The following is a 13,660-nucleotide window of genomic DNA, read 5'->3' as shown; positions in this document are numbered from 1 at the left end:
TCAACTGGGTGCAGGGCCAGAAAACTCGTCTGCGTCGTGCCGTTCAAGCTCATCGGCCTCAGCGGCAATGCGCTCGTAAAACGCCAGCACGTCCGGGCTGGCTTCGATGGCTACGGTCTTGGCAGTCGTTATATCGGCGGCGCCTACAACGCGGAGCAGATAGATCGTTGTCATGGTGCTGAGCCCGTCTGCGATGGCTTGGTTGGCCAGCCGGCGGAGGTCACCGTTCCAGAGCGTCCGGTAGCGCTCCAATTGATGGTCGTCGAGTAAGCTCACCGCTTGATCAGATCCCGCCCCAGTTGCCCCACGGTCTGCTTGCCGCTCAGGGCCATCGCCAGACGGAATTCGTTCTGCAGGAGTTCCAGGGTGCGGCGCACGCCCCCCTCTCCGCCGGCCGCCAGCCCCCACAGGGCGGCGCGGCCCAGGAACACGGCTTTCGCGCCCAGCGCCACGGCTTTCAGCACGTCCGTGCCACGGGTCACGCCGCCGTCCAGGTAGATCTCCACGCGCCCGGCGGCGGCGTCCGCGACCTCGGGCAGGGCCTCGATGCTGCTCACGGCGGTGTCCAGCTGCCGCCCGCCGTGGTTGCTGACCCAGATGTGGCAGCCATGCTCGGCCGCCAGCACGGCGTCCTCGGCGGTCAGGATGCCCTTCAGGACGATCGGCAGCTTCGTCTGGGCGCGCAGCCAGTCCAGGTCGTTCCAGGTGAAGGTCTTGTCCACCAGATTGGCGAAGTAGTTGGCGAGCTGCGAGCCGGTGTCGGTCTCGACCTGCGCCAGCTCGGCGCGGGTGCTGACGTTCGGGGCGCTCAGGTGCGGGGGCAGGGCGAAGCGGTGGCGCTCGTTGGGCTCGCGGCGGCCCAGGTAGGGGGCGTCCACCGTGAACACCAGCGCGCGGGCCCCGCTGGCCTCGGCCCGCTGGATCACACTTCTGCTGAGTTCGCGGTCGCTCAGCAGGTACAGCTGGAACCAGAAGCGCCCGGAGGCGGCCTCGCCCACCTCGGCGATCGGGGTGTTGGAGAAGGTGCTCAGGGTCATCACGCTGCCCATGCCGGCGGCGGCGCGAGCAGTCGCCTTCTCGGCCTGCTCGTGTGCCAGCCCGTGGAAGGCGCTGGGCGCCACGCCGATCGGGCTGTGCAGTTCCAGGCCCAGCACCTCGGTGCGCGTGTCCACGCTCGAGACGTCCACCAGCATGCGGGGCCGCAGCCGCAGCCGCGCGAAGTCGTCGCGGTTGGCGCGCAGGGTGTGGCCGTCGTTGGCGCCGGAGGCGTAGTATTCCAGCGCGTTGCGATCCAGCGCCGCGCGCCCCAGCACCTCGATCTCCGCGAGATTCACGGCCGTGTCCAGCGACAGGGCCTCGGCGTGCGTGTCCCGGCCGGTCTGGCCCGGCGTCGTCCGGTCTGTGGTGGTCATGGATCAGGGTAATACAGCGGCGGGCCTGGGGGCGCCGCGAACCGTAAGCGCCCTGACGGCCCGGGGGCGTCCGGCGGCGGACACTGCGCCATGTTCCGCTCCCGACCCCAGCCCACCCCGCCCGCTCCCGGCCAGGAGAGCGTCTGGGACTACCCGCGTCCGCCGCGCCTGGAACGGGCCCGGCAGCGCATCGAGATCGTCCTGGGGGGCGTGAGGATCGCGGACACCGATCAGGCCTTCCGGGTGCTGGAGACCAGCCATCCGCCCAGCTACTACCTGCCCAGGGAGGCGTTCGTGCCCGGCGTCCTCAGCCCCGCTCCGGGCCGCAGCGTCTGCGAGTGGAAGGGCCCGGCGACCTACTGGACGCTCGCGGCGGGCGGCCGGGTGGCCGAGGCGGCGGGCTGGAGCTACGAAGCGCCCACGCCCGCGTTCGTCCCCATGACCGGCTTTGTCGCCGTCTACGCCGGCCCCATGGACGAGTGCCGGGTGGGCGGCGAGGTGGTCACGCCGCAGCCGGGCGGCTTCTACGGGGGCTGGATCACGTCCACCGTGGTCGGGCCGTTCAAGGGTGGCCCCGGCAGCATGGGCTGGTAGGTCGTCTGGTCTGGGAGGTCGTCTGGATCGGCAGGGGGCGGGCAGGCTCAGGGCTTACGCGCAGCGCTGCGGCGGCGAGACGCGGGCCGGGATGGCCGTGCAGAGCCGATCCGGATCGAAGGGGGGATGCAGCCTGGGCGAGAAGACGACGAGCAGGGCCAGGGTCGCCACGGTCAGGGCGGTGAGGGTGAGCCACAGCTTCCAGCTCAGGGGGTGGGCGCCCAACCGCGAGGCGTCGCCGGCCGTGTGGGCGCCCTGGCCCACGGGTCGTTCGGGGAGGGTCGGCAACACCACGCCGCTCTCCTGATCCGGTCTGGACATCACCATGCCGTCTTCACTGGGTCGTCCTGTGGGGCTGGGGGAGGTCGAACCCCGGGGGCCGCGGGGCGGGCGTGCTGCCTGTCGCTGGAGTGCTGGGGCAGGATACCGTCACGGCGGCCCCCACCGCTGATGGAGATGGGCTGAAACGGAGGGGTGTTGGACAGGCCCGGCGCCGAACCCGGCAGCGAGATCAGCCCCGACCCCCTGGGCGATATGCCTTTTTGCCCGGCTCAGGCCTTCGGGCTCAGCGGGGCAACGGAAGGATTGGGCAAAGGAAGGATCGTCCGCGGCGTGGCCGGCCTTGATACCCTGCGCCCATGACTGCCTCTGCCCCTGACGCCCCGATCCGCGCGAAACTGAGCGCCCTGGTGCCGGCGCTGCGGCACTTCCACTCGGCGCTGCTGGACTTCGCCAAGGGCGAGTACGAGTTCCTGCACGGCCCGGTCGCCGGCCCCTTCGCACTCTACTCGCTGGTCATGAACGATCCGGCGTTCCAGTGGCTGCGGCCCCTGTCGGGCATCATGGCGACCCTCGACGAGGTGCTGGACGCCAAGGACACCACCCTGAGCGAGCGCAACGTGACCGACGTGCGCGGCGCGCTGGGCCTGCTGTTCGCGGAGACCGACACGCGCTTCGCCGAGTTCCGGGCCGGCTACGCGCGGGCCAAGGGCGACCCCCGCGTGCGCGAGACCGAGGCGCGCTGGCGCGAGGTGCTGCAGGGCAGCCTGGAGGCCTGATGCGGGTCGTGGTGGGCCTGGGCAATCCGGGCAGCCAGTACGCGCAGACCCGCCACAACGTGGGCTGGCTGGTGGTCGACGAGGTCGCCCGGCGCGCCGGGGCGGCGTGGCGCCGGGAGGGCAAGGACGCCGAGGTGGCCGAGGTGCGCCTGGGCGCGGCCCCCGGCGTGAAGGTGCTGCTGGTCAAGCCGCAGACCTTCATGAACGCGGCGGGCAAGGCGGTGGCGCCGCTGGTGTCCTTCTACAAGCTGGAGGCAGACGCGCTGCTGGCCGTGCAGGACGACCTCGACAGTCCGTTCGGGCTGCTCAGGCTGCGGCTGGGCGGGCGGCACGGCGGGCAGAACGGCGTGCGCGACATCATCCGGCTGCTCGGGCACGAGGGTTTCGCGCGCCTGAAGATCGGCATCTCACGGCCCCCGGCGGGCTGGGAGGTCAGCGACTGGGTACTCAGCCGCTGGCGCCCGGAGGAAGCGGCGACCCTGGCCGAACTCGTGCGCCTGGGCGCCGACGCGGTGGCGGTGTGGGCCGACTCCGGGCTGGCGGAGGCCCAGCTGCGGTTCAACGGCACCGACCTGCGGCCCGCCCCCCCGGCGCCCGCCCCGGTCGTCCCAGACGGGCCGAATGAACTGAACGCCCGGTCAACCGCGGAGGTTCCCGAACCCCTATCCTGACCGCCATGCCCCCCTCTGCTCCCGAACTCCGCCTGGACGTGCTGATGCAGCTCTCGAACCTGCCGGGGGTGCCGGGGCAGGAGGACGCCGTGCGCGACTTCGTGCTGCGCGAGCTCCAGGGGCTGGTGGACGAGGTGCGGGTGGACGCCCTGGGCAACGTGATCGCCCGGCGTGCGGGCCGCAAACCGAAGAAGGGCGAGCGCCCCGAGCGCGTGATGGTCAGCGCCCATATGGACGAGATCGGTTTCCTGGTGCGCTTCATCGACGACAAGGGGTATCTGCGCCTTCAGGCGCTGGGCGGCTTCGACCCCCGCAACCTGTTCGCGCGCACCGTGGTGGTGCACACGCGGGGGGGCGCCCTGCCCGGCATCCTGACCCCCGGCGGGCGGCCCATCCACATCGCCAGCGCCGAAGACCGCAAGAAGGTGCCCGAGATCCGCGAGTTCTTCATCGATCTGGGCCTGCCGGCCGATGAGGTCAGAGCTCGCGTGCGGGTCGGCGACATGGTTACGCTGGAGCAGACCGCCCGGCAGGTCGGGAGCCTCATCTGCGGCAAGGCCATGGACGACCGCGCCTCGGTCTTCATGCTGCTGGAGGTGCTGCGCCAGATGCGCGGCCAGCGCCCCCGGCACGACCTGATCGCCGTGTTCAGCGTGCAGGAGGAGGTCGGCCTGCGCGGCGCGGTGGTGGCGGCCTACGGCGCGCAGCCCACGGTCGGCATCGGCCTGGACGTGACCCTGGCGGTCGATACCCCCGGCGCCTCGCCCGAGGAAGCCGTGACCCGCCTGGGCGAGGGCATCGGCATCAAGGTCTTCGACTCCACCATGATCTCGACCCGCGCCCTGGTCGATCAGTTCGCCGACCTGGCCGAGCAGGAGGGCATCCCCGCCCAGCTGGAGGTGTTGTCCCTGGGCGGCACGGACGGCGCCGCCATCCAGCTCAGCCGGGACGGCGTGCCCAGCGTGACCCTCAGCCTGCCGACCCGCTACATCCATACGGTCGTGGAGTCGGTGCATGTGGACGACCTGCGCGCCGGGATCGATCTGCTGTGTGCCTACCTGCGGTGAGAGGCTGAGGATGGAAGATGGGTGATGGGTGATGGACACCGGGGCCAGGAGGCCGGTGCCGGCTTGGGGCCGCGCCGTGACCGTCCAGCCTTCCTGTCACCCTGAACGCCGTGCAGGGTCTCCACTGCGCCCTATGAATGCTGGTGGGTGGCCGTCTGCGATCTCTCCAGAGTGCGCGGGAAGGGATGCGGGTTGGCGCGGGGGCAACCTTCCGCTGGCCTGAACCGTAATGATGGCCGTATGGAACTCCTCTCCGGTCTGCTGTCCTCGCTGGGCCTGTCGGGCGCGGCGGGGCTCAACGCGTATATTCCGCTGCTGCTGGTGGGGCTGCTGTCGCGCGCTGGCGTGATGCAGCTGTCGGGGCCCTTCGACCTGCTGATGAACCCCTGGGTGCTGGTCGGGATCGGGGTGCTGGGCGCGCTGGATTTCGTGGGCGACAAGATTCCGGGTGTGGATCACGCGCTGCATCTGCTGGGCGGCGTGGTGAACACGGCGGCGGGGGCCGTGCTCTTCGCCGCCCAGACCGGCGTGGCCGATGTGCCCCCGGCGCTGAGCATGGCGCTGGGCCTCCTCGTGGCCGGCGGGGTTCACGCCACCCGCACGGCGGTGCGGCCCGTGGCGACCGCCACCACGGGCGGCCTGGGCAACCCCCTGGTGAGCACGGTCGAGGACGGCACGAGCCTGCTGCTCAGCGTGCTCGCGGTGTTCGTGCCCGTGCTGGCCGTGATCCTGCTGGCGGCGGTGGGCGTGGTGGGCTTCCGGCTGTGGTCACGGCTGGGGCGGCGCCGGGCGCTGTAGACCCGGCGGGTTCTCCGGAGCTGGGCCGGTAGGGGAGAGGTCAGGGCGCCTCTCCTCCACTGTCGTTCCCTCCGTGCAACTTGCCCCATCTCCTGTTGCCGGGATGTCGTTTTGGCCTTGACAAGCGGCGCGAATCGGTGGCCGTTGTGCAGAATGTCCGAACAAATCTAGCCAGATAGCCAGAAAGTTTTTGACATCCTGCACTCATCCGCCTAAGCTCATGGCATGCAGGGATGCAAACACTGCAAATTGAAGCGTTACAAGGAGACGCCATGAAACTCGTCACGGCAGTCATCAGGCCCGAACGCGTCCAGCAGGTCAAGGAAGCGCTGTTCCAGGCGGGCATCAGCGGCATCACGCTGGGGCGTGTCAGCGGGCACGGCGGCGAGCAGGAGGTCGTGGAGCACTACCGCGGCACCCGCGTGATGGTCGAGTTCCACGACAAGGTGGAAGTCCGCATGGCGGTCAGCGAACCCTTCGTGCAGGCAGCCATCGACGCCGTCGTGCGGGGGGCGCGCACCGGCGAGGTCGGGGACGGCAAGATCTTCGTGCAGCCGCTCGAACGCGTCATCCGCATCCGTACCGGCGAGCAGGACACCGCCGCCCTGACCCCCGTCACCGAAAAACGCCTCACCCCGGCCTGAGCGCGGGAAGGAGTCCGCCATGATGAAGCTGAAGTCTGCCCTTCCCCTCGCCCCGCTGCTGGGCGGCGCGGCCCTGGCCCAGACCGCCACCCCCGAGCTGAACACCGGCGACACCGCCTGGATGCTGGTCGCCTCCGCCCTGGTGCTGCTCATGACCCCTGGCCTGGCCTTCTTCTACGGCGGCCTGAGCCGCACCCAGAGCGTGCTCAACACCATGATGATGAGCGTCGTGTCCATCGGCCTGGTGGGCATCCTGTGGATGGTCGCGGGGTACTCCATCGCCTTCGGGCCGGGCGGCAACCCGATCGTCGGGTCGCTGGACAACGCGGGCTTCAACGGCCTGGCGGGGCAGCTCACCGGCACCATCCCCTCGTACGTGTTCGCGGCCTTCCAGGCCATGTTCGCCATCATCGCCCTGGCCCTCATCAGCGGCGCCGTGATCGAGCGCATGCGCTTCGGGGCCTTCGTGCTGTTCGGCGCGCTGTGGAGCCTGCTGATCTACGCCCCGCTGGCCCACTGGGTCTGGAACGCCGACGGCTGGCTGTTCAAGCTGGGCGCGCTGGACTTCGCGGGTGGCACGGTCATCCATATCGCGGCGGGGGTCAGCGGGCTGGTCGCGGCCACGGTGCTGGGCAGCCGGATCGGGTTCCCGCGCACCGCGCACGTCCCGCATAACGTGCCCTTCGTGCTGCTGGGCGCCGGGCTGCTGTGGTTCGGCTGGATGGGCTTCAACGCCGGCTCCGCGCTGGCCGCCAACCAGACCGCCGCGCTGGCCTTCATGACCACCCTGATCGCGCCCGCCGCCGCCATGCTGACCTGGCTGGGCCTGGAGAGCCTGCGCAACGGCAAACCCACCGCCGTGGGCGCCGCCACCGGCCTGGTCGTCGGGCTGGTCGCCATCACGCCCGCCTGCGGCTGGGTCAGCCCGCTGGCATCCGTGCTGGTGGGCGCGCTGGGCGCCGCCGCGTCTTTTGCCGCCGTGCAGTACAAGACCCGCATGAAGGCCGACGATTCGCTGGACGTCTTCGCCTGCCACGGCGTCGCGGGCATCGTGGGCGCCCTCCTCACCGGGGCGCTGGCCTTCACCACCGGCTCCGGCAAACCCTGGGTGGATCAGGTGCTGATCCAGGCGCTGGGCGTGCTGGCCGCCGTGGTGTTCACGGGCCTGGGCACCTTCATCCTGCTCAAGCTGGTCTCGCTGGTCATGCCGCTGCGCGTGCCCGCCAACCAGGAGATCGTGGGCATCGACGTCAGCGCCCACTCCGAGCAGGGCTACTCCGACTCCGAGACCGGCCTGGGCGCCCCGGTGTTCGTCGGCGGCGACTGAGCAGGGTCAAAAGGTCTGAAGGTCTAAAAGTCGAAAGGTCGAACAAAAAATGCCGACACCCTTTTAGACCTTGAGACGGTTCGACCGTTCGACTTCCCCCCGAACCTCCACGTCCACCTGCCACCGACTGCATCCCCGGTGGCAGGCTGTGCTGTATCTGCAGGACAACCGGGACTGCCCGACCACCATCTGTCCATCTGCATCCTGTACCCGTGCGGCTTGTCTCTCACTTTCTGGACAAATATCCGGTTTAGCCTTGACAATCCGTTAAGGTGCGGCCATGAAGATGATCACGGCGGTGATCCGGCCCGAACGGATTCAGCAGGTCAAGGAAGCGCTGTTCCAGGCGGGCATCAGCGGGATTACGCTCTCGCGGGTCTCCGGGCACGGCGGCGAACAGGTCGTGGTCGAGCACTACCGTGGCACCCGCGTGATGGTCGAATTCCACGACAAGGTCGAGATCCGCATGGCGGTCAGCGAGCCCTTCGTGCAGGCGGCCATCGACGCCGTCTTGCGGGGCGCGCGCACGGGTGAGGTCGGGGACGGCAAGATCTTCGTGCAGCCCCTGGAACGGGTCGTCCGCATCCGTACGGGCGAGCAGGACACGGCGGCCCTGACCCCCGTCACCGAGACCAAGCTCACCCCCGACGGCAGTCTGTGAGGCGGGGCTTGCCCCTCTTGCTGCTGCTGGGCTCGGTGGCCTCCGCCCAGAGCGGCGCGCCGACCTTCAACGGCGCCGACACCGCCTTCGTGCTGCTGTGCTCAGCCCTGGTGCTGCTGATGACCCCCGGCCTGGCGATGTTCTACGGCGGTCTGGTGCGCGCCGGCTCGGTGCTCAACACCATGATGATGAGCTTCGCGGCGCTGGGCGTGGCCTCGGTGGCCTGGGTGCTGGTGGGCTATTCCCTGGCCTTCGGGCCGGGCGGGAACGCCCTGGTCGGAGGCCTCTCGCGGCTGGGGCTGGAGCACATGGCCGGCACGCTGAGCGGCACCATCCCCACGCCGCTGTTCGCGGTGTTCCAGATCCTGTTCGCGGCCATCACCCTGGCGGTGATCAGCGGCAGCGTGGTCGAGCGGATGCGCTTCGGGGCCTTCGTGCTGTTCGGCGCGCTGTGGCTTCTGGTCGTGTACGCGCCGCTGGCCCACTGGGTCTGGAGCCCCGACGGCTGGCTGTACCGGCTGGGCCTGCTGGACTTCGCCGGCGGCACCGTGGTAGAGGTCGCCAGCGGGGTCAGCGGGCTGGTCGCGGCGCTGGTGATCGGGCCGCGCTTCGGCTATCAGCGCTTCGCCAGCATTCCGCATAGCGTGCCGCTGGTGCTGCTGGGCACCGGCCTGCTGTGGTTCGGCTGGCTGGGCTTCAACGCCGGCTCCGCGCTGGCCGCGGGCCAGACCGCCGCCTACGCCCTGCTGAACACCAACGCCGCCGCCGCCGCGGCCCTGCTGTGCTGGATGCTCTGGGACAGCACGCGGACGGGCAAACCCACCGCCGTGGGCGCCGCCACCGGGGCTGTGGTCGGGCTGGTCGCCATCACGCCGGCCTGCGGCTTCGTCACGCCGGTCGGGGCGCTGCTGATCGGGGTGGTCGCCAGCTCCGTGAGCTTCCTCATCGTCGCCAACAAGCGCCGCCTGCTGCCCGACGACGCCCTGGACGTCTTCGCCTGTCACGGCTCGGCGGGCGTGGTGGGCACGCTGCTGACCGGGGTGCTCGCCAGCCCGCTGATCAACCCGGCAGGGCGCGGATTGATCGCCGGGAACGGCGGGCAGCTGGGCATCCAGCTCGTCGGCATTCTGGCCGCCGCCGCGCTGGCGGGGCTGGGCACCTTCGCGCTACTCCGGCTGGTCGCGCTGGTCACGCCTCTTCGCATGACCCAGCGCCAGGAGACCCAGGGCATCGACCTCGCCGCCCACCAGGAGGAGGGGTATCAGGAGGCCGAGAGCCCGCTGGCCGCCCCGGTCTTCGTCGGCGGCGACTGAGAGAGCCCGGTGCGTCTCCGGGCTGCTCCCGCCCACTCGGCTCCGCGCGTCCCGCTGCCCCGCCCTGACCCCCAGGAGAGCGGCGGAGGGTCGGCGGCCGTCTGAGCGAGCTTCGCCTGTCTGCCCGCACGAAGCTCCAGCGGCTTCCGGAGGGTTCTCCGCGCCCGGCTCCCGCGGGGCCGGTCATCCGGAATCCGGGGCCCAGGGAGAAGGAAAGAGGACGGATTTCCGGGAATTGGAGGAACATCCGGCGCCTTCCCGGATGGTACGGAAATGGAGCGCAGTCCGTCTCAGTGGTGGGGATCGCCCGCCGAGGCCTTGGGCCCAGGCGTGCCGGCCAGACGCTGCGCGGTGACTGCCAGCACGGCGCTGGGGCGGCTCAGCACGGTGCCGGCGCGGCGGGTCACGTTCACCCGCTGGGAGATCAGGATCACCACCAGCAGGGTCGTGCCCACCAGCCCGATCAGGGCGCGGCGCTCGGGGATCAGCATGACCCCCAGCAGGGTGAAGTAGGCGATCATCAGCAGCAGGTAGGTGATCAGGCTGTTGCCGCGCTGGGCGCTGAGCAGCACGTCCACGTAGGTGGGGCCTTCCTCCTGGCGCTGCGGGAGAGTGTAGCTGGGCAGCCGGGCGTCGCGGTGGACATCGACCACCAGGGCGGTGATGTTGTCCGGGCCGCCCGCGTCGTTGGCGGCATTGACCAGCACCCGCGCGGTGGCCTCAGGATCGAGGGGCCGGGCCAGCATTTCCAGCATCTCCTGATCGCCGATCACCCCGCTCAGGCCGTCGCTGCACAGCAGCAGCCGGTCGCCGGCCCGCAGGGGCAGCCCGAACAGCTCCATCCGGACGCGTTCCTCGCCGCCCAGGGCGTTGCTGACCACGCTGCGCCACTGGTGGTCGCGGGCCTCGGCCTCGGTCATGTGGCCCAGCCGCACCTGTTCGGCCACCCAGGAATGGTCTTCGGTCAGGCGGAACAGTTCGTGGGCGCGCAGCAGGTAGGCGCGGGAATCGCCCACGTGCGCGATGGTCACGGCGCCGCGGTCGATCAGCGCGGCCAGCAGCGTGGTGCCCATGCCCACGTATTCACCGACCGCGTGGCGCAGCACGGTCACGTTCGCGGCCTGCACCGCCTCGGCCAGCCGGGTGGGCGGCGGGCTGCGGCCCTCCAGGTAGTGCTGGCTCAGGGCGTCCAGGGCCAGGTTCGCCGCCAGCTCGCCGGCCGCGTGGCCGCCCATGCCGTCTGCCACGGCATACAGACCGCCCTGCGGCAGATCGAGGGCCAGAGCTGCATCCTGGTTGACCCCCCCCTGCCGCTGACGACCCACATCCGTCAGGAGACCTGACGACATGGAAGGCGTCGCTTGGGCGCGCATGAGGTCAATATAAGTCAAGCTCTCTTACAGCTCTCCACATCATCTTCAAGCTGTCTGCCTCCCCACCTTCACCGTCGCTCCGGAAGGGCCCTGCGCCCGTACAGCGCCTCAAAGGCGCATACGCAGGCCGGATCGAAGAGGGTGCCTGCGTGGGCGCGCAGGTAGCTCAGGGCCTCGGCCTCGCTCCAGGCGGATTTGTAGGGGCGGTGCGTGAGCAGGGCGTCGAAGGTGTCCACCACCCGCACGATCCGGCCCGGCAGCGGAATATTCTCGCCGCTCAGCCCCGCCGGATAGCCGCTGGCATCCCAGCATTCGTGGTGGGTCAGGGCGATCTGGGCAGCCAGTTCCAGCAGCGGCCCGCCGCCCTCGGTGGCTCCGGGCTGGGTCAGCAGCCGGGCGCCCAGGGCCACGTGGGTTCGCATGACGCTCCACTCCTCCTCGGACAGTGGCCCCTCCTTGAGCAGGATGGAGTCTGGAATGGCGATCTTGCCGACATCGTGCAGGCGCGCCGCCAGTCCCAGTTCGGCGGACTGCACCGTGTCCAGTCCCAGCTCACGGCCCAGCGCCGCGGCGGCCTCGCCGACCCAGCGGGTGTGGGGGCCCAACGGGGCGTCGCGGAACTCGGCGGCCCCGGCCAGCAGGTCGATCACGGCCCGCTGGTTGCGGCGCACCTCGGCCGTGCGGGCCTGCACCAGCTGTTCCAGGGCGTCGCCGCGTTCGCGCTGCAGCCGCGCCTCCTGCCGGGTGGCGTCCAGGCCCACCCGGGCGTGGGCGGCCTGGCTGCGTTCATGCACCTGGGCCTGCCGCTGCTGGGCGTCCAGGGCGTGATAGGCGCGGTGGTGGGTCAGGGCCTGGGCGGACTGGCCCAGCGCCTCGTGGGCCTCACAGGCGGCGAGGTGCAGGGCGGCGCGCTCGGCCCGGTAGTCCGCTTGGTTGCCGGCCCCCTGGGGGCCGTATCCCGGCGCCTCCCCGGCGTCCTGTGGAAGCCGTGGCCCGGCGCCCAGGGCCGCCGCCGCAGCCAGCGCGGCGTCCAGCTCGCTCAGGGCCAGGGCGGGGTTTCCCAGCGCCAGGGTCGCGCGTGCCAGCTGGGGCACCACCCGCAGGGCCGCGCGCTGGGCGCCGCAGCCGCGCAGCAAGCCCAGGGCCCGCTCGGCCTGCGTGCGGGCCTCGGCGGCGTCGCCCAGCAGCAGACACGTGACCGACAGACAGGCGTGGGCCTCGCCGGCCAGGGTGTCCAGCGCCTCGTCCGGGTTCAGGGCGCGCTCGGTCGGCAATCGGCGCAGGGCCTCGGTCAGCCAGCCCCGCACCTCCTGCGGGCCGCCCGGTTCCTCCGGATCGGCGCGCAGCCCCAGCAGCTTGACCTGCGAGAGCCGCACCAGCGCCCGCGCCAGTCCCGCCTGGCCGGGCAGGGCGCGGCGCGCGGCCACGTAGACCTCCAGCGATTCCAGGGCACTGCGGGGGTGGCCGCGGGCCACCTGGAACTCGGCCAGATCCTCCAGCACGTCCAGTTCGGTGGCGTGGTCGGCGGCCTCGCGGGCCAGTCGCAGGGCCAGACTCAGGTACTCCTGGGCGTCGGTGTCGCAGGCCAGGTGGTGCTGGGCCCAGGCGGCCTGATGCCAGCAGCGCGCCTGCAGTGCCCGGTCGTCGGGGGGCAGGAAGGCCACCGCCTCCAGCAGCGCGCTCAGAGCCTCACGGGGCCGGGCCAGGTGGTTCAGCGCCCGGCCGCACTCCCACAGCGCCAGGGCCAGGTTGCGGTCGTCGCCGGTCTGCCGGGCCTCGATTTCCGCGTGTCGGGCAGCGTCCAGCACCTGCGGCCACCCTGGGGCCGCCGGCTGCGGGCAGCCACTCCCCGGTGGGCTGCTCGGGCGGGGGGCAGGCCGGCTGGTCATTGGGCTCTATCAGAGCGCAGTCCAGCCCCGATTGCGACCCTCCGACGGGTGCCCCCATCTCCCCCCGCCGCGCCGCCCGTTCCCGGAGCCCGGCGCTCAGGAACGTTCGGGGGTCAGCCTCTCTCCAGCCCGGACGGCGCCCGCTAGCCGGTTCTCCAGGGGGGGCAGCGGACACGTCCAGCCCTCGCCATAGGCGCAGTACGGGTGGTAGGCCAGGTTGAAATCCACCTGCACCTCCAGCCCGTTGGGGCCAGGGCTGAGCGGGGCGTCCAGGTAGCGCCCGGCCGCGTAGGTCTCGCTGCCGCTGGTGGCGTCCCGGAAGGGAATGAAGACCCGCTGCGGCCGCTCCTCGCCCAGGGGCGCGAAGACGCTGAGGGTCTGGGGGCCCTCCGGTAAGTCCAGGGTCACACTGCCGAAGCGGGTCATGGTGCGGGTGTCGCCGGTGTTGGTGTCCAGCGTGAACGCCGTTTGCGACTCCGGCCCGGCCTCCAGCTCGACCTGGAACACCCAGGTGGGATCGGGCGGGTAGTAGCTCAGCCCCCGGAACGTCTCGGGCGAGACCGGGCCCCTGCCGGCCGCGAAGTGCTCGTCCTTGCGGCGCCGGAACTCCTCGACCGCCTCGCCGTAGGCCACCTACCAGTCCACCTTCAGGCGCTGCCCGGCGTATTCCACGATGTCGCCGCGCCGCAGCTTGCGCCGGCGCCGGGTCTCGACCTCGCCGTTCAGGCGCACCTCACCGCCCTGCACGCGGAACTTCGCCTCGCCGCCGGTCTCGACCAGCCCGCGCAGCTTGAGGAAGTCCTGCAGATCGATGGTGGTGTCGTCGGATGGAGGGGTCATGGCAGGAGTGTAC

General features: G+C 71.1%; 16 protein-coding genes. 9 read left to right on the top strand and 7 right to left on the bottom strand.

The genetic code is table 11. From position 1 onward, the window contains the following. Both CVO96_RS05470 and CVO96_RS05465 read right to left on the bottom strand, forming a co-directional pair. Positions 1 to 276, bottom strand: coding sequence for a hypothetical protein (locus CVO96_RS05470; protein ID WP_103311207.1), 276 nt, complete (start codon positions 274 to 276; stop codon positions 1 to 3). Then, positions 273 to 1,412: an alpha-hydroxy acid oxidase gene (locus tag CVO96_RS05465; RefSeq protein WP_103311205.1), complete on the bottom strand. Its 1,140-nt coding sequence runs from the start codon at positions 1,410 to 1,412 to the stop codon at positions 273 to 275. The genes CVO96_RS05470 and CVO96_RS05465 overlap by 4 nt, the downstream gene beginning before the upstream one ends. Before the next feature lie 90 nt (positions 1,413 to 1,502). Between CVO96_RS05465 and CVO96_RS05460 the strand changes: the two genes are divergently transcribed. Further along, positions 1,503 to 2,006, top strand: a complete 504-nt coding sequence (locus tag CVO96_RS05460; protein WP_103311204.1) for a DUF427 domain-containing protein — start codon at positions 1,503 to 1,505, stop codon at positions 2,004 to 2,006. A gap of 54 nt (positions 2,007 to 2,060) precedes the next feature. On the opposite strand, the gene CVO96_RS05455 is transcribed toward CVO96_RS05460, so the two are convergent. Continuing rightward, on the bottom strand, positions 2,061 to 2,333 hold the full coding sequence (locus tag CVO96_RS05455; protein WP_103311201.1) for a hypothetical protein: 273 nt from the start codon (positions 2,331 to 2,333) through the stop codon (positions 2,061 to 2,063). Between the two features lie 311 nt (positions 2,334 to 2,644). Here CVO96_RS05455 and CVO96_RS05450 point away from each other — a divergent pair, with 311 nt between their 5' ends. From CVO96_RS05450 to CVO96_RS05415, 8 genes are all read left to right on the top strand, one after another. Then, positions 2,645 to 3,064: a hypothetical protein gene (locus CVO96_RS05450; protein ID WP_103311198.1), complete on the top strand. Its 420-nt coding sequence runs from the start codon at positions 2,645 to 2,647 to the stop codon at positions 3,062 to 3,064. Beyond that, positions 3,064 to 3,735 (top strand): aminoacyl-tRNA hydrolase, encoded by a 672-nt coding sequence (pth, locus tag CVO96_RS05445; protein ID WP_103311195.1) that lies wholly within the window; start codon positions 3,064 to 3,066, stop codon positions 3,733 to 3,735. Before CVO96_RS05450 ends, pth begins: the two co-directional genes overlap by 1 nt. Before the next feature lie 5 nt (positions 3,736 to 3,740). Beyond that, positions 3,741 to 4,802 (top strand): M42 family metallopeptidase, encoded by a 1,062-nt coding sequence (locus CVO96_RS05440; protein WP_243398174.1) that lies wholly within the window; start codon positions 3,741 to 3,743, stop codon positions 4,800 to 4,802. Positions 4,803 to 5,042: 240 nt separating this feature from the next. Continuing rightward, positions 5,043 to 5,600 carry a DUF4126 domain-containing protein gene (locus CVO96_RS05435; RefSeq protein WP_103311191.1) on the top strand — a complete coding sequence of 186 codons (558 nt, stop codon included), beginning with the start codon at positions 5,043 to 5,045 and terminating at the stop codon, positions 5,598 to 5,600. A gap of 272 nt (positions 5,601 to 5,872) precedes the next feature. Beyond that, positions 5,873 to 6,244 (top strand): P-II family nitrogen regulator, encoded by a 372-nt coding sequence (locus CVO96_RS05430; RefSeq protein WP_103311188.1) that lies wholly within the window; start codon positions 5,873 to 5,875, stop codon positions 6,242 to 6,244. A 22-nt stretch (positions 6,245 to 6,266) separates the two neighbouring features. After that, positions 6,267 to 7,571, top strand: a complete 1,305-nt coding sequence (locus tag CVO96_RS05425; RefSeq protein WP_165795212.1) for an ammonium transporter — start codon at positions 6,267 to 6,269, stop codon at positions 7,569 to 7,571. Between the two features lie 280 nt (positions 7,572 to 7,851). Further along, entirely contained in the window at positions 7,852 to 8,232 is a 381-nt protein-coding gene (locus CVO96_RS05420) for a P-II family nitrogen regulator (protein WP_103311184.1), read from the top strand. A gap of 8 nt (positions 8,233 to 8,240) precedes the next feature. Beyond that, entirely contained in the window at positions 8,241 to 9,545 is a 1,305-nt protein-coding gene (locus CVO96_RS05415) for an ammonium transporter (RefSeq protein ID WP_423739359.1), read from the top strand. 290 nt (positions 9,546 to 9,835) lie between these two features. Here CVO96_RS05415 and CVO96_RS05410 read toward each other — a convergent pair whose 3' ends face one another. The 4 genes from CVO96_RS05410 to CVO96_RS05395 form a co-directional block, all read right to left on the bottom strand. Then, entirely contained in the window at positions 9,836 to 10,918 is a 1,083-nt protein-coding gene (locus CVO96_RS05410; protein WP_103311180.1) for a PP2C family protein-serine/threonine phosphatase, read from the bottom strand. Positions 10,919 to 10,986: 68 nt separating this feature from the next. After that, positions 10,987 to 12,726, bottom strand: a complete 1,740-nt coding sequence (locus tag CVO96_RS05405) for an HD domain-containing phosphohydrolase (protein ID WP_103311178.1) — start codon at positions 12,724 to 12,726, stop codon at positions 10,987 to 10,989. Between the two features lie 177 nt (positions 12,727 to 12,903). After that, entirely contained in the window at positions 12,904 to 13,440 is a 537-nt protein-coding gene (locus CVO96_RS05400; RefSeq protein ID WP_103311176.1) for a DUF1684 domain-containing protein, read from the bottom strand. Next, complete coding sequence (locus tag CVO96_RS05395; RefSeq protein ID WP_103311174.1) at positions 13,441 to 13,647, bottom strand: RNA-binding S4 domain-containing protein; 207 nt, start codon at positions 13,645 to 13,647, stop codon at positions 13,441 to 13,443. Positions 13,648 to 13,660 lie beyond the last annotated feature (13 nt).

The sequence above is a fragment of the Deinococcus koreensis genome (assembly GCF_002901445.1).
Lineage (GTDB): Bacteria > Deinococcota > Deinococci > Deinococcales > Deinococcaceae > Deinococcus > Deinococcus koreensis.
The sequence above is the reverse complement of the archived record's forward strand: the minus strand, read 5'-3'. Positions and strand labels throughout refer to the sequence as shown.